Consider the following 14646-nt stretch of genomic DNA (forward strand, 5'->3'; position numbering starts at 1 on the left):
TACGAAGGCGACGGTCAGGTCAGCCCGGACGCCTGCTCCACCAACGGGATGATCCGCAGCGGAACGGGATTTTCCATGACGATTGCCGTGGAAGCCCGGACGATGCCATCAAAACCCACAACCCGGTCGATCACACGTTGAAGGTCCGCGTTCGAGCGCGCGACCAGGCGGCACAGCATGTCCCCGTGCCCGGTCGTCGTATGGAGTTCCAGCACCTCCGGCACCGACCCCAGATGCGCCCGTACGTCCGCCCCCTGCCCCTGTTTGATCTCCAGCGTCGCGAACGCCGTCACCGGATACCCGAGCGCCGCCGGGTCCACGTCGGGCCCGAACCCCCGGATGACGCCATTCGACTGAAGCCGGTCCATCCGCGCCTGTACGGTCCCGCGCGCCACCCCGAGCCGCCGCGACGCCTCCAGCACGCCGATCCTCGGCTCGCGCGCCAGCAGCACGATCAGCCGCCCGTCCAGCTCGTCCACGGCCATGCCTGCCCCCGGGGGTAGTCATCCTGTACAGATAGCCCGGTCATCCTCGCCCGACGCTATGCACATTGACCAGCATTTGTGCGAACTATTGCGCAGCTTGCGATGTGGATGGACGCTCCCCTCATGACTGAGACCACGACTGAGACCTCTGGGCACGTCACCCCCACCACCGCGCGCGAGGCCGACCCCTTCCCGGTCAAGGGCATGGACGCGGTCGTCTTCGCCGTCGGCAACGCCAAGCAGGCCGCCCACTACTACTCGACCGCCTTCGGCATGAAGCTCGTCGCCTACTCCGGACCGGAGAACGGCAGCCGCGAGACCGCCAGTTACGTCCTCACCAACGGCGCGGCCCGCTTCGTGTTCACCTCCGTCATCAAGGCGGCCACCGACCACGGCCGCTTCATCGAGTCGCACGTCGCCGAGCACGGCGACGGCGTGATCGACCTCGCCATCGAGGTCCCGGACGCCCGCGCCGCGTACGCCTACGCCACCGCGCAGGGCGCCACCGGCCTCACCGAGCCGCACGAGGTCAAGGACGAGCACGGCGTCGTCGTCCTGGCCGCCATCGCGACGTACGGCAAGACCCGCCACACCCTGGTGGAGCGCAAGGACTACACCGGGCCCTACCTGCCCGGCTTCGTCACCGCCTCCCCGATCGTCGAGCCCCCGGCCAAGCGCACCTTCCAGGCCATCGACCACTGCGTCGGCAACGTCGAGCTCGGCAGGATGAACGACTGGGTCGGCTTCTACAACAAGGTCATGGGCTTCACCAACATGAAGGAGTTCGTGGGCGACGACATCGCCACCGAGTACTCCGCCCTCATGTCGAAGGTCGTCGCGGACGGCACCCTGAAGGTCAAGTTCCCGATCAACGAGCCCGCGATCGCGAAGAAGAAGTCGCAGATCGACGAGTACCTGGAGTTCTACGGCGGCGCGGGCGTCCAGCACATCGCGCTCGCCACGAACGACATCGTCGCCTCCGTGCGGGCGATGCGGGCCGCCGGTGTCCAGTTCCTCGACACCCCCGACTCGTACTACGACACGCTCGGCGAGTGGGCCGGCGAGACCCGCGTGCCCGTCGAGATCCTCCGCGAGGAGAAGATCCTGGTCGACCGCGACGAGGACGGCTACCTGCTGCAGATCTTCACCAAGCCGGTCCAGGACCGCCCGACCGTCTTCTTCGAGATGATCGAGCGCCACGGGTCCATGGGCTTCGGCAAGGGCAACTTCAAGGCCCTCTTCGAGGCGATCGAGCGCGAGCAGGAGAAGCGGGGAAACCTGTAACTCCCTCGCGGGACGCGTGACTTCCCCGCACGCGCCCTCTCGATCTCTGCGGCCCCACGGACCTGCCCCGTGGGGCCGCAGTGTTTTCCGGTCGGGGGCGGGCGATGGTTCCGGTCGGGGCGGGTGGCGGTTTCGGTCAGGGGTGAGTGAGGGTTTCGGTACGGGATGGGGCAGGGGTTCCGGTGAGGGTCGGGCGGGGGTGGGGCTCCTTCCCCGCGGTGATCTCGACGGGCGGGCGTCCGATCAGGATGGGGTGCGTCAACCCCCGTCAGATTCAGCGTACTTGGAGCCCCCGTGACCTTTCCCGCTGCCCGCGCCGCCCTCGCCGCCGCCCTCCTGGTCGGCCTCACCGCCGGGCCGCTCGCCGCACCCGCCCTCGCCCACGAGAGACCCGCCGTGGCGGCGGACCAGCGAGGCCCGGACCGTACCGCCCTGGAGAAGGCGCTCAAGGGGCTGCCCGACTCCCTGGCCACCTCCGCGATCGTCCGCGTCGGCGGCCACGGCACCTGGCGGGGCAGCGCCGGTGTGCGGGACGTCCGTACCGGGGCGAAGGTCATCGAGAACGCCCGCTTCCGGGCCGGTTCCACCACCAAAGTGGTCACCGCCGCCCTTGTCCTGAAGCTCGCCGCGCAGGGCCGGATCGACCTCGACGGGACGGTCCAGCAGTACCTCCCCGGGCTGCTCACCAGCGACTTCGCGCCCATCACCGTACGGCAACTGCTCAACTACACCAGTGGCCTCCAGCCGGGGAAGTCCCTCGGCGACACCGTCGACGAGTCCTACCCGCACCGCTTCGAGACGCTCACCCCGCAGGAGGTCGTCGCCGCCTCCGTCGCCCAGGGGCCCGGCCACGCGCCCGGCGCCGAGCAGCGGTACGGCAACATCCACTACCTCGTGCTCGCCATGATCGTGGAGAAGGCCACCGGGGACACCTACGCCCACCAGGCCGAAGTGCAGGTCCTGCGCCCCCTCGGCATGCGTGACACCTCCTTCCCCGCCGGGGGAGACCCCCGCATCCACGGCCCCCACAACCGGGGGTACGAGGACATGGACGGCCGCCTCGTCGACGTCACCGAGTGGAACGTGTCCGACCGGTGGGCCGCAGGCGACATGATCTCGACCCTGCCCGACCTGGAGCGGCTGATGGTCGGGCTGATCGGCGGCAGGCTGCTGCCGCAGGCCCAGCGCGACGAGCTGTTCGCGGTCCCCGACCTGCCGGGCGCACGGTACGGGGCCGGGCTGGAGCGGATCGTGGTGAACGGCCGCGAGGTCTGGGGCAAGACCGGCGCCCGCCCCGGGTACCACACGGTCGTCGCCGCCACGAAGACGCTGGACCGCACTCTCGTCTACTCGGTCACCGCAACCGACGCCCACACGGACGGGCTCGTCCTTGCTCAGCGGTTCGCCTTCCCGGCGTTCAACCGCTGACCGCGACGGGAGCGGGGCCGGGGCCGGGGCCGGGGTGCTCGCCCCGTCCCGCCCCCGCCCCGCTCACGAAACGTCAAGGGCTCCGTACGGTCCTTCCGGGGCCACCGAGCCTGCCGAGCCCGCCGGGCCTGCCGAGCCCGCCGGGCCCGCTAGTGCCGCTGGCTCCGCTGCTTGCGCGACGCCGTGCCGCGCGCCGTCTGGCCGGAACCGGCGGCCGCCTTGCGGGCCTTCGGCCGGTACCCCCACACATTGCGCGGCCCGCCCGACGGCGGCGCCCCGAGCCGGTCCAGGGAGGTCCGGGCGCGCGGCGCCCACAGCGGCGAGAAGGACGGGTGCACCCGCAACGCCTCCTCCAGGTGCCGGCGGGCCGCCCCGTACTCACCGAGCGTCCGCTCGATCTCGCCCCGGTGGTAGAGGAACATCGCGTTCCGCGCCCCCTCCTTCACCGCCCTGCGCGCGTACTCCAGCGCCGCCTCGTCGTCACCCACCCGGTGCAACGCCCAGCCCAGCGCGTCCGCCACCTCCGCCCCCGGATGCCGCGAGAACTCCGCCCGCAGCAGCTCCACCGCCACGTCCGCGTCCCCGTGGTCGCTCTCCAGCCGCCCCAGGACGAGGTCCCCGCGCACCCCCTGCTTCCGGTTCCACTCCACCTGCGCCCGTGCCACCCCGTACTGGGCGTCCCCGTTCCCGGTGGTGGCCTCCATCAACTCGCCCAGTTCCAGGGAGTATTCGGGCCTCGGGGTGAGGGCGAGCGCCGTCTTGTACGCCTTCGCCGCCTCCGCCGTACGGCCCAGCGCCGCCAGTGACCTGGCCCGCCCCGCCACCGCCGCGCCCTGCCGCCGCTCGATACCGAGCGAGGCGTCGTAGTAGCCGAGCGCCTCCGTCACGTCACCCCGCTCCCAGGCCAACTCGCCCGCCCTGCACAGCTGTTCGGCCTTCTCCGGGCCGCCGCCCGCCGCAACCACGGCCTCCGTCGCCAACACGGCCGCGTCCTCCCGCCAGCCCTTGTCGCGGTACGTCTGCGCCGTCCAGCCCAGCGCGGCGGCCCCGCCGCGCTTGTCCATCAGCTCCTCGGCGGTCCGCGTCGCCGCCTTCGCGTCGCCCATCCTGCTGTACGTGTCGATGAGCAGCGGATACGTCGCCCACTCCTGCGGTGCCTGCATCTGCACCATCTCCGCACTCCGCTTGGCGGTCGCGAAGTCACCCCGGGCATAAGCCAGTCGGGCCATGGCGACCATCGCCCGGAAGTTCCCCCGCTCGGCCGTGCGCACCTGCAGCGAATGCCGCAGCGCCGCCTCCGCCCTCGGGTAGTACAGGGCGTCCGCCGCCCGCACCCCGCGCGCCACCAGCGCCTCGCCGAGCTCCGCCCACGCCCCGTCGTCCCGGGGGTTGGCCCGCGCCCGGGCCTGGACGGCCGCCAGGGCCGCCGCCGATCCGGGCGCCCCCGCAACGGCCTTGGGTGCGGGCTTCTCCTCGCCGCCCGACGTCATCACCACGACACTCCCGGTGACCAGCACGGCCACCACGCCGAGCGCGACCCCACCCCGCCACCCGAACCAGGCCCCCTTCCCCACAGGCTCCGCCCCCGCCCCCTTGGGCGACGGGGCCGCCCCAAGGGGGCGGCCCGCCCGATCCGGGCTCACCCCGCTCCCGGCCCACTCCTGCCCGGGCTCGCCCTCTCCGCCCCCCGCCGCCCCAGGGGGGCTCTGCGGCAGCCCCTCCGGCGCACCCCCGCCCTCCCCGCCCCCCGGCGCACCCCCACCCGACCCGACACCCTGCTCCCGTGCATCCATCCCGCCACCATGCGCCAGTACGACGAGCACACCCGCTCACCCCCATCCATTCCGCAGACGGGTTCACACCGATGGCCCCGAGTGCCAGGCTGGCCCCATGCCCCTGGACGATCTTCAGGCCCTGCTCCGCACCGGCCTCCCGGACGACGCCCTGATCACCGACCCCGACGTCATGGCCTCCTATGCCCACGACATGGCCAGCTTCTGCGCGGCAGGCACCCCCGCCGTCGTCGTCCTGCCCCGTACGGTCGAACAGGTCCAGCACGTCATGCGCACCGCGACCAGACTGCGCGTCCCCGTCGTCCCCCAGGGCGCCCGCACGGGCCTGTCCGGCGCCGCCAACGCCACCGACGGCTGCATCGTCCTGTCCCTGACGAAGATGGACCGCATCCTCGACATCAGCCCCGTCGACCGCATCGCCGTCGTCGAACCCGGCGTCATCAACGCCGTCCTCTCCCGCGCGGTCGCCGAACAGGGCCTCTACTACCCTCCCGACCCCTCCAGTTGGGAGATGTGCACCATCGGCGGCAACATCGGCACCGCCTCCGGCGGCCTGTGCTGCGTGAAGTACGGCGTCACCGCCGAGTACGTCCTGGGCCTCGACGTCGTCCTCGCCGACGGACGCCTCCTGCGCACCGGCCGCCGCACCGCCAAGGGCGTCGCGGGCTACGACCTCACCCGGCTCTTCGTCGGCTCCGAGGGCAGCCTGGGCATCGTCGTGCAGGCCGTCCTGGCCCTCAAGCCCGCCCCGCCCGTCCAGCTCGCCCTGGCCGCCGAGTTCCCGTCCGCCGCAGCCGCCTGCGAGGCCGTCTGCGCGATCATGGAACGCGGGTACGCCCCCTCGCTCCTGGAGCTCATGGACCGCACCACCCTCCGCGCGGTCAACGCCATGGCCCACATGGGCCTCCCCGAGACCACCGAGGCCCTCCTCCTCGCCGCCTTCGACACCCCCGACCCGGCCGCCGACCTGGCAGCCCTCGGCGCGGTCTGCATGGAGTTCGGCGCCACCGAGGTCGTCCCCGCCGACGACCCCGCCGAGTCCGAACTCCTGCTCCAGGCGCGGCGGTTGTCCCTCACCGCCCTCGAAGCCGTCAAGACCGCCACCATGATCGACGACGTCTGCGTGCCCCGCTCCCAGCTCGCCGCGATGATCGACGGCACCGCCGCCATCGCCGACAAGTACGACCTCACCATCGGCGTCTGCGCCCACGCGGGCGACGGCAACACCCACCCCGTGGTCTGCTTCGACGCCGCCGACCCCGACGAGTCCCGCCGCGCCCGCGAGTCCTTCGACGAGATCATGGCGCTCGGCCTGGAGCTGGGCGGCACCATCACCGGCGAACACGGCGTCGGCGTCCTCAAGAAGGAGTGGCTCGCCCGTGAACTGGGGCCCGTCGGGCTGGAGTTGCAGCGAGGCGTCAAGGCCGCCTTCGACCCGCTCGGCATCCTCAACCCCGGAAAGCTGTTCTAAGCCGTACGGACCAGGTCCAGCGGAGGCCCCCGCGTGGGCCGTTGGCCCGATGCGGGGTGCACGCGCTCCCGCCTAGCTTGTGGGGTACGGCAGTTGAACGTACCCCCGAGGAGGACACGTGCCCGCACGGCTCGACCACACCATCGTCCACAGCCGCGACCGCTTCGCCGCCGCCCGCTTCCTCACGGAGATCCTGGGCGCCCCGGAGCCCAAGCCCTTCGGCCCGTTCGCCAGCGTCCCGCTGGAGAACGGCGTCACCCTCGACTACCTGGACGACGACAGCGACCGCATCGTCCCCCAGCACCTCGCCTTCCTCGTCACCGACGCCGAGTTCGACGAGATCTTCGCCCGCATCCAGGAACGTGCCGTCCCGTACTGGGCCGACCCGCGCTTCAGCAGGTCCCAGCAGATCAACCACGAGCACCAGGGCCGCGGCTTCTACTTCCGCGACCCCGACAACCACGCCCTCGAAGTCCTCACCCACACCTACGTGACCGATTAACCCTCCCCCTCCTGCGAGGTCGCCAGCAGCTCGGCCAGCGCGTCGTCCAGGCCGAGCTGCCCGCGCTCGCTGCCCAGCGGCACCACGTTCAGCGTCCGCTCCAGCCACGCCGACACGATCGGCGACGACGCCTCCAGGAGCGCGTCTCCCTCGGGCGAGGTCAGCGCCAGACACACGACCGAACGCCCGTCGACCTTGGTCGGCCAGATCCGGACATCTCCGTGCCCGCACGGCCGGAACACCCCGTCGACGAGCAGTTCGCGCGCGAACGTCCAGTTGACCGGGTAGTCCGAACCGATGTGGAAGGTGACGTGCACGGCGTACGGGTCACTCGTCCGGTAGACCAGCCGTGCCGGTACGGGGATGGTGCGTTCGGGGGACAGGACGAGGTTCAGCTCCAGCTCTCGTTCCACGACGGTGTGCTGCATGGGGTTCCGCATGGGGGTGCACTTCCTTTCCGGTACGGGGCCCAAGGGCGGGCCGTACAAGGTGAGAGCGCGCACCCGGCTTCTCATTACGCGACTTCCGCGGAAGTTTTTCCCGACGACCGGCAATGACCGAAAAGTGGTGCATCCCGGCGGACCGGCCCGGTGGCAGGCGGCCGTCTGGTAGATGTGGACCCCGGAAATCGAGACATCCATACCTCAAGACATCGCGGCCACTCACAGATACGGGACACGGTGATGAGCGCCCCCACACCGGCCAACGGCGAGAACACACCCGGCCACGGCTTCTATCCCGACCCGTCCATCCCCGGCTACGTCCGCTACTGGAACGGCAGTTCGTGGGTGCCCGGTACCAGCCGCCCGGCCCCCGCGCCCGGCGAGCCGATGCCGACCCCGCCCCCGGGCGCCGCCCCCGTCGCTCCCGCGGGCCTCCCCAACCTGGCCTCGGTCCCGGCCCCCGCGCCCAGCATGGAGGAGACCGGCCCCTTCCCCCCGGCCGTCGAGGAGACGGGCCCCTTCTTCTTCGACGAGGACGACCAGCCCACCGACCGTCCCGCCGCGCACACCGCGCAGCCCACCGACCGTCCCGCCGACCGTCCCGCCGACCGGAGTTCGCCCCAGCCCGGCGACCGGTCCCCGGCCCGCGAGACCCCCGCCGCCTCCGGTCACTCCGGCCGCGACGTCCAGCTCCGCCGCACCCCCGAAGCCCCGGTGGCCTGGCAGGCCGACACCTCCCGGCAGTCCGGCTTCGGCGGCGACCACGACCGCCGCGTCTCCTGGGGCTCCCCGGCAGACGCGACGCCCGCGAGCGCCCCGGCCGCCGCTTCCACCTCCGGTACGTCCCCCACGCGCCCCGCACCGGGCTCGTCCCGCCCCGCCGCCTCCGCCCTCACCCCGGCCCAGGACCGCGCCCCGGCCCCCCGCGACCCCCGCACCCCCGCCGACGCCCTCCCCGCCCGCACGGAACGCCCGGCCCTGGAATCCACCGACACCGCCGGCCCCCCTGCGCGCGACGCCGGCAGCCCCAGCCCCCTTGGGCGGCGGGGCCGCCCCCCGGGGGCGGAACGGGCGGGCAAGGGGGCGGCCCCCGGCGGAGCCGCACCCCTCGCCGCCCCCCGCCGCACCCCCGACCCCGCCGCACCCACGCCCCAGGCCTCCCGGCCCACCCCCGCCCCGACCCCGCCCACCCCCTCCAGCGACGGCACGATGTCCATCCGTACCGTCAAACCCCACCCCCGCCCGGCCACCGCCGCCCAGCCCGCCCCCACCCCCCGGGGCCCCGCCACGGGACACCCTCAGGCCCAAGGGCAGGTCCAGGGCCAGGCCCAGCCCCAGACCCCCGTCACCCCCTGGAAACCCCCCGTCGAGGACCCCTTCACCCGCGCCGCCCGCGAACAGGCCAACGCCCGCCCCGCGAGCCTCGGCCGCCGCCTCGCCGCCCGCCTCCTCGACACGATCGTCCTCGGCGCGGCCGTCGCCGCCGTCGCCGTCCCCCTGGTCACCCAGGCCGTCGACCACATCGACGAGAAGATCCGTGCCGCCAAGCTGTCCGGCACGACGGTCACCGTCTACCTCCTCGACAGCACCACCGTCGGCATCCTCGGCATCATCCTCGGTACGTTCCTCGTCCTCGGCCTGCTCTACGAAGCCGTCCCGACCGCCAAGTGGGGCCGCACGCTGGGCAAGAAGGTCTTCGGCCTCCAGGTGCGCGACATCGAGGAGCACGAGCCGCCCCGCTTCGGCGGTGCGCTGCGCCGCTGGCTGGTGTACGGGGTGCTGGGCGTGCTCGGCATCGGCGTCTTCAACGTCCTGTGGTGCCTGATCGACCGCCCCTGGCGGCAGTGCTGGCACGACAAGGCGGCCCGCACCTTCGTCGCGGGCAAGCCGGGCAGCCGCTGAGCAGACCCTCCACTGCCCCCCACCGCCCCCACCCGCCCCCGCCTCACCGACTTGGCCCACCCCGTCCCCCGAACGGCGTCCGAGCCCTTGCGGGCCCCGGACGCCGGGGGTCGACTGCCCGTATGAGCACCGACCAGCCGCCGCCCGGCGTGCCGCCTGAGAACGATCCGTTCCGGAAGTACCCGCCGCCCCCTCCGCAGGGCGGTGCCGGTAGCCCCTACGACCAGAGCGGAAACCTGCCGCCGTACGGCGGGGGCCCGTACGACGGCGGTCCCGGCGGCGGTCCCGGCGGCCCCGGCGGGTACGGAGGCGGTCCCGGCGGCGGCTACGGCGGGTCCGACCCGCTCGCCGGAATGCCCCCGCTGGCCTCCCTCGGCAAGCGCTTCGTGGCCCGCCTCGTCGACCTGCTGATCATCGGCATCCCGATGGGCCTGCTGGGCATCCCGTTCGGCCGGTACGAGAACATCACCGAGACCACCAACGACCTCGGCGAGACGTTCACCCAGGTCACCGCGGGCAAGAGCATGCTCTGGACGCTGCTCACCCTCGCCGCCTACCTGGCGTACGACACGATCATGACCTCGAAGAACGGTCAGACGGTCGGCAAGCGCCTGATGAACCTCCGGGTCGCCATGCTCAACGACGGCAGCACCCCGCAGACCAGCGTGGCCCTGATGCGCATCGCGGTGCTGCAGGTGCCCGCGATCCTGTGCTGCCCGTGCCTGTGGTGGCTGGTCAACCTGGTGATGGTCGCCGTCGACAAGCCCTATCAGCAGGGCCTGCACGACAAGGCGGCGAAGACCGTCGTGGTCACCACCGCCTAGTCGGTACGTCGGCGAGGCCCGCCCGCGTCAACCGCGCAGCGAGGGCCCGCCCACCGAGGCCGCCGAGTCGACCGAGGCGCGTGCGCGAGGACCGGGCACCCGGACCTCGTCGTACGTCTCGGTGGCGGCGGCGGGCACGGAGACGGCCGCAGGACCGGAGACGGTCGTGCGCGCCGTCTCCTTCGCGTTCCTGGCCCTGCGGGTGGCGGGCATCGGCACCGTCATGGCCACCAGCACCCCGAGCACGAGCGCGGCACACGCGATGACCGCGACCCAGCCGCCCGAAGTGGTCTGCGAGAGCAGCAGCATGGCGAGAGTGGAGAAGACGGTCGTGAGTGCGCCGTACGTGCACTGGGCGACGGTCAACGTCGGGACCTGGAACCGGTTCGGAGTCTGGCGCGTCCGCTGCATGGCAGTTCCGTCCTCGGAGCACGGGGGTGGGGTCGCGGGGTCTGGGGTGTGGCCGACGGGCCTCCGTGGCGTCACGTCCCCTGGCACCCACGCTTGCGGCGTTGTCGTCAATCGCCATGGCTCCGCCATGTCTCAATCCTCCGCCTTGCAATCGCAGGCACCAGGCGCCGCTCCTTCTTCCACGGAGACCCGCCGGCCACACCCTGGCTGACCCTACGACCTTCAGGTTCCCTCGCGGAACGGCAAGTAAGCGTGACCTAACACACGGTGCCGATGCACGGGGGGCGCACAGTGTCATGCGCCCGTCCGCCCTGTGAGACGCGAGCGCCCGTACGGACCGCGTCCGCCGCGCGCGCAGACACGGGTTTCCAACTGCCTAGCGCCTACACCTATTTGCTGTCAAGGACTGTCTTTTCTCCGCCAACTCCGGTCGAATGACGTCACTTGTGACGCGCGCCGCGAACGGTACCCCTCCTACCCCATCGGGATCGGCCGGCGGCCGCGGGGGAGGAACCACCAAGTGAGCAGCAAGAGACAGGTCTTCCGAGGCACCGCGATACTCGCGGCCCTCGCCGCGACGGCGGCCACCGCCTCGGTCTACGCCACCGCGCAGGCCGACGACCGGTCCCCGGCGCCCATCGAGCGCCAGGACCCGGCGCACACGGAGACCGGCAAGGACCACGGCCACGGCGGCAAGGGCCACCTGATCGACGGCCCGTTCAGCGCCCAGCAGGCCCAGCAGCGGCAGACCGCGCTGGAGCAGGTGATCACCGGCAAGGCCAAGACCGAGAAGCGCGGCAGCTCGCAGGTCGTGAAGCTCGGCGACAAGAAGTACGTGGAGCTCGGCCGCGAGCGCACCGACCAGATCTTCACCATCCTGGTCGAGTTCGGCGACAAGGTCGACAACACCACGATGTACGACCCGGACGGCGACGGCCCGCAGCCGCCCGTCCCGAAGTACGGCGGAACCCCCGGCCCCCTGCACAACAAGATCCCGGAGCCGGACCGCACGAAGGACAACTCCACCGCCTGGAACAAGGACTACAACCAGGCGCACTTCCAGAACCTGTACTTCGGTTCCGGCAAGGGCCCCGACGGCAAGCCCGTCGACTCCCTCAAGACGTACTACGAGAAGGCCTCCTCGGGCCGCTACTCGGTCGAGGGCAAGGTCACCGACTGGGTCAAGGTCGACTACAACGAGGCCCGTTACGGCTCGAACTACTGCGGCAGCGACAACTGCCCCAACGTCGAGGACCTGGTCCGCGACGGCGTGAACGCCTGGGTCGCCAAGGAGAAGGCGGCCGGCAAGACCGACGCCCAGATCAAGGCCGACCTCGCCACGTACGACCAGTGGGACCGCACGGACCACGACAACGACGGCAACTTCAACGAGCCCGACGGCTACATCGACCACTTCCAGGTCGTGCACGCCGGTGAGGACGGCTCGGCCGGCGGCGGCGCGCAGGGCGGCGACTCCATCTGGGCGCACCGCGGTTACGCGTACAGCCGCGACGACGGCGAGACCGGCCCCGGCGGCTTCAAGGCGGGCGGCGTGCCCGTCGGCGACACCGGCATCTGGGTCGGCGACTACACCGCGCAGCCCGAGAACGGCGGTTTGGGTGTCTTCGCCCACGAGTACGGCCACGACCTCGGCCTGCCGGACCTCTACGACACCACCAACGCCGCCGAGAACTCGGTCGGCTTCTGGTCGCTGATGTCGGCCGGCTCCTGGCTCGGCACCGCGAAGAACGAGATCGGCGACATGCCGGGCGACATGACCGCCTGGGACAAGCTGCAGCTCGGCTGGCTGAAGTACGACAAGGCGAAGGCCGCCACGACCTCCCTGCACAAGCTGGGCGTCGCGGAGTACAACACCAAGAACCCGCAGGCCGTCGTCGTCGAACTGCCGAAGAAGAACGTCACCACCGAGGTCGTGAAGCCCGCCGAGGGCGCCAAGCAGTGGTGGTCGGACTACGGCGACAACCTCTCCAACACCCTCTCCCGTGACGTCGACCTGACGGGCAAGAAGGCCGCCTCCCTGGAGCTCAAGGGCTGGTGGAACATCGAGAAGGACTACGACTACCTCTACACCCAGGTCTCCACCGACGGTGGCGCCAGCTGGAAGACCATCGACGGCAAGGCCGACGGTCAGACCATCCCGCGCGACGGCGGCGACAAGCCCGCCCTCACCGGTGACTCGACCACGTACAAGAACCTGGTCTACCCCCTCGACGCGTACGCGGGCCAGAAGATCGGCATCCGCTTCCGCTACAAGACCGACGGCGGCGCGGGCGGCAAGGGCTTCGCGGCCGACGCCATCTCCGTCAAGGCCGACGGCGCGGCGCTCTTCACCGACAACGCCGAGGACGCCGGTGACAACGGCTGGACCGTCCGCGGCTTCTCCAAGGTCGGCGCGTCCATCAACGGCGACTACCCGCAGTTCTACCTCGCGGAGAACCGCCAGTACGTCTCGTACGACAAGACCCTGAAGTCCGGCCCGTACAACTTCGGTTGGCGCAAGGCCGGCGACCCGAAGTACAACTGGGTCGAGCACTACGCGTACCGTCCCGGCCTGATGGTCTGGCAGTGGGACACCTCGCAGCGCAACAACAACGTCTACGAGCACCCCGGCAAGGGCCTCCTGCTGCCGATCGACGCCAACGCCAAGCCGCTGAAGTGGGCCGACGGCAAGAACATCAGCAACAAGATGCAGCCGTACGACGCCGCCTTCTCCTGGTGGCCGTCCGCCGGATTCACCCTGCACAAGCTGGGCGTCCCGACGAAGATCCCCGCCCACCTGGGCACCCCGGTCTTCGACGACCGCAAGGGCACCTACTGGTACAAGGAGAACCCGACCGGGAGTGTCCAGACAACTGACACCAACACCCGGATCTCCATCGTCAGCCAGCCGCTGGACGGCCAGACGATGAGCATCCTGGTGAGCAAGAGTGGTCGCTGAGCGTAAGTTTTAGGCCATTCCCCCAGGTCAGAGCATGATCGGCCGTCGCCCCTCTAGCGGGCGGCGGCCGATCGCGTTTAGATGCCTCTTACCTACTCACTATTGACGCGACGTCTTACGGGCTGGTTCGCCGGGCTCCTGCGACGTCGCACGGGGGAGTGATCGGCATGTCCGCAGGAGGTTTCAACAGACTTCCGAACGGGAGCGTGGTGGTGGCCCTGACCCTGCCGCGCCCCGGCCCGTCCAACACCAAGGTCCGCATCCTGGTCCACGCCGCGAACCGCGCCCGGGCCCTGACCCGCCTGCGCAACCTGGGCCTGCGCGCCGTCTACCTGCGCGGCAACAGCGAACCGCCGACGCCCGACGAGATCACCGCGGTCCTGCACCACCCGGACGGCCTGCTCTGGCGCGCTGCCCCCGAATCCCGCCAGGAACTCTGGCACCCGATACGCAGCCTGATGCGCCCGGCGTCCTGACGCTGCCCCGCCCCCGCCCCTGACCCGCAGCGAGGCCACGAGGCCGGGGTTCCGGGGCCCGGGATCAGACCACCGGCTTGCCCGTGAGGGCGATGCCCGCGTCGCGCAGTTCCGCCAGTGCCTTCTCCGTCGTCGCCTCCGCGACGCCCGCCGTCAGGTCCAGCAGGACCTGGGTCGCGAAGCCCTCGTGGGCGGCGTCCAGGGCCGTGGCGCGCACGCAGTGGTCGGTGGCGATGCCGACCACGTCGACCTCGCTCACCTCGTGCGAGCGCAGCCAGTCGGCCAGTCCGACACCGTTCTCGTCGCTGCCCTCGAAGCCGCTGTACGCCGCCGAGTAGGCGCCCTTGTCGAACACGGCGGCTATCGCACCCGAGGCGACCGCGGGGGCGAAGTTCGGGTGGAAGCCCACGCCCTCGGTGCCCGCCACGCAGTGCACCGGCCAGGAGTCCACGTAGTCGGGGGAGGCGGAGAAGTGGGCGCCCGGGTCGATGTGGTGGTCGCGGGTGGCGACCACGTACCGGTAGCCCGCCTGGGACTCGCCGACCAGGTCGGTGATCGCGGCGGCCACGTCCGCGCCGCCCGCGACCGCGAGGCTGCCGCCCTCGCAGAAGTCGTTCTGCACGTCGACGACGATCAAGGCGCGGTGCATGTGTCTTCCTCACGTGGTG

13 protein-coding genes are annotated in these 14646 nt (G+C 71.5%); 8 read left to right on the plus strand and 5 right to left on the minus strand.

Translation table 11 applies throughout. The features are described 5' to 3' along the window. Window positions 1-14: 14 nt before the first annotated feature. Entirely contained in the window at window positions 15-485 is a 471-nt protein-coding gene (locus ACIO3O_RS18185) for an Lrp/AsnC family transcriptional regulator (protein ID WP_266653353.1), read from the minus strand. Window positions 486-608: 123 nt separating this feature from the next. Between ACIO3O_RS18185 and hppD the strand changes: the two genes are divergently transcribed. Both hppD and ACIO3O_RS18195 read left to right on the plus strand, forming a co-directional pair. Next, window positions 609-1769 (plus strand): 4-hydroxyphenylpyruvate dioxygenase, encoded by a 1161-nt coding sequence (gene hppD, locus ACIO3O_RS18190; RefSeq protein ID WP_401746707.1) that lies wholly within the window; start codon window positions 609-611, stop codon window positions 1767-1769. Between the two features lie 294 nt (window positions 1770-2063). Continuing rightward, window positions 2064-3197 carry a serine hydrolase domain-containing protein gene (locus ACIO3O_RS18195; RefSeq protein ID WP_401746709.1) on the plus strand — a complete coding sequence of 378 codons (1134 nt, stop codon included), beginning with the start codon at window positions 2064-2066 and terminating at the stop codon, window positions 3195-3197. 149 nt (window positions 3198-3346) lie between these two features. On the opposite strand, the gene ACIO3O_RS18200 is transcribed toward ACIO3O_RS18195, so the two are convergent. Continuing rightward, window positions 3347-4771: a tetratricopeptide repeat protein gene (locus tag ACIO3O_RS18200; RefSeq protein ID WP_401746710.1), complete on the minus strand. Its 1425-nt coding sequence runs from the start codon at window positions 4769-4771 to the stop codon at window positions 3347-3349. 316 nt (window positions 4772-5087) lie between these two features. On the opposite strand from ACIO3O_RS18200, the gene ACIO3O_RS18205 reads away from it, so the two are divergent. Further along, on the plus strand, window positions 5088-6461 hold the full coding sequence (locus tag ACIO3O_RS18205; RefSeq protein WP_401746712.1) for an FAD-binding oxidoreductase: 1374 nt from the start codon (window positions 5088-5090) through the stop codon (window positions 6459-6461). Between the two features lie 118 nt (window positions 6462-6579). Then, a complete protein-coding gene (locus ACIO3O_RS18210) occupies window positions 6580-6963 on the plus strand; it encodes a VOC family protein (protein WP_401746714.1) in 384 nt (127 codons plus the stop codon). On the opposite strand, the gene ACIO3O_RS18215 is transcribed toward ACIO3O_RS18210, so the two are convergent. Further along, window positions 6960-7391, minus strand: a complete 432-nt coding sequence (locus ACIO3O_RS18215; RefSeq protein ID WP_189824276.1) for an SsgA family sporulation/cell division regulator — start codon at window positions 7389-7391, stop codon at window positions 6960-6962. The genes ACIO3O_RS18210 and ACIO3O_RS18215 overlap by 4 nt on opposite strands. A gap of 255 nt (window positions 7392-7646) precedes the next feature. Between ACIO3O_RS18215 and ACIO3O_RS18220 the strand changes: the two genes are divergently transcribed. Both ACIO3O_RS18220 and ACIO3O_RS18225 read left to right on the plus strand, forming a co-directional pair. Then, entirely contained in the window at window positions 7647-9308 is a 1662-nt protein-coding gene (locus ACIO3O_RS18220) for an RDD family protein (RefSeq protein ID WP_401746716.1), read from the plus strand. 122 nt (window positions 9309-9430) lie between these two features. Continuing rightward, window positions 9431-10132: an RDD family protein gene (locus ACIO3O_RS18225; protein WP_401746719.1), complete on the plus strand. Its 702-nt coding sequence runs from the start codon at window positions 9431-9433 to the stop codon at window positions 10130-10132. Between the two features lie 27 nt (window positions 10133-10159). On the opposite strand, the gene ACIO3O_RS18230 is transcribed toward ACIO3O_RS18225, so the two are convergent. Continuing rightward, window positions 10160-10543 (minus strand): hypothetical protein, encoded by a 384-nt coding sequence (locus ACIO3O_RS18230; RefSeq protein ID WP_401746722.1) that lies wholly within the window; start codon window positions 10541-10543, stop codon window positions 10160-10162. 520 nt (window positions 10544-11063) lie between these two features. On the opposite strand from ACIO3O_RS18230, the gene ACIO3O_RS18235 reads away from it, so the two are divergent. Both ACIO3O_RS18235 and ACIO3O_RS18240 read left to right on the plus strand, forming a co-directional pair. Beyond that, window positions 11064-13502, plus strand: coding sequence for an immune inhibitor A domain-containing protein (locus ACIO3O_RS18235; RefSeq protein WP_401746725.1), 2439 nt, complete (start codon window positions 11064-11066; stop codon window positions 13500-13502). Window positions 13503-13669: 167 nt separating this feature from the next. Further along, complete coding sequence (locus ACIO3O_RS18240) at window positions 13670-13978, plus strand: hypothetical protein (RefSeq protein WP_401746728.1); 309 nt, start codon at window positions 13670-13672, stop codon at window positions 13976-13978. A gap of 64 nt (window positions 13979-14042) precedes the next feature. Here the strand turns inward: ACIO3O_RS18240 and ACIO3O_RS18245 are convergent, their stop codons facing one another. Further along, window positions 14043-14627 carry an isochorismatase family protein gene (locus ACIO3O_RS18245; protein WP_401746730.1) on the minus strand — a complete coding sequence of 195 codons (585 nt, stop codon included), beginning with the start codon at window positions 14625-14627 and terminating at the stop codon, window positions 14043-14045. Window positions 14628-14646 lie beyond the last annotated feature (19 nt).

Origin of the sequence: Streptomyces sp. NPDC087440, from assembly GCF_044744005.1 — a bacterium.
Classification (GTDB): domain Bacteria; phylum Actinomycetota; class Actinomycetes; order Streptomycetales; family Streptomycetaceae; genus Streptomyces.

Bases quoted from the DNA above. Each gene is read 5' to 3' on its own strand.
- ACIO3O_RS18185 (WP_266653353.1), bottom strand. From the start codon at position 485: ATGGCCGTGGACGAGCTGGACGGGCGGCTGATCGTGCTGCTGGCGCGC.
- hppD (WP_401746707.1), top strand. From the start codon at position 609: ATGACTGAGACCACGACTGAGACCTCTGGGCACGTCACCCCCACCACC.
- ACIO3O_RS18205 (WP_401746712.1), top strand. From the start codon at position 5,088: ATGCCCCTGGACGATCTTCAGGCCCTGCTCCGCACCGGCCTCCCGGAC.
- ACIO3O_RS18215 (WP_189824276.1), bottom strand. From the start codon at position 7,391: ATGCAGCACACCGTCGTGGAACGAGAGCTGGAGCTGAACCTCGTCCTG.
- ACIO3O_RS18220 (WP_401746716.1), top strand. From the start codon at position 7,647: ATGAGCGCCCCCACACCGGCCAACGGCGAGAACACACCCGGCCACGGC.
- ACIO3O_RS18225 (WP_401746719.1), top strand. From the start codon at position 9,431: ATGAGCACCGACCAGCCGCCGCCCGGCGTGCCGCCTGAGAACGATCCG.
- ACIO3O_RS18230 (WP_401746722.1), bottom strand. From the start codon at position 10,543: ATGCAGCGGACGCGCCAGACTCCGAACCGGTTCCAGGTCCCGACGTTG.
- ACIO3O_RS18240 (WP_401746728.1), top strand. From the start codon at position 13,670: ATGTCCGCAGGAGGTTTCAACAGACTTCCGAACGGGAGCGTGGTGGTG.
- ACIO3O_RS18245 (WP_401746730.1), bottom strand. From the start codon at position 14,627: ATGCACCGCGCCTTGATCGTCGTCGACGTGCAGAACGACTTCTGCGAG.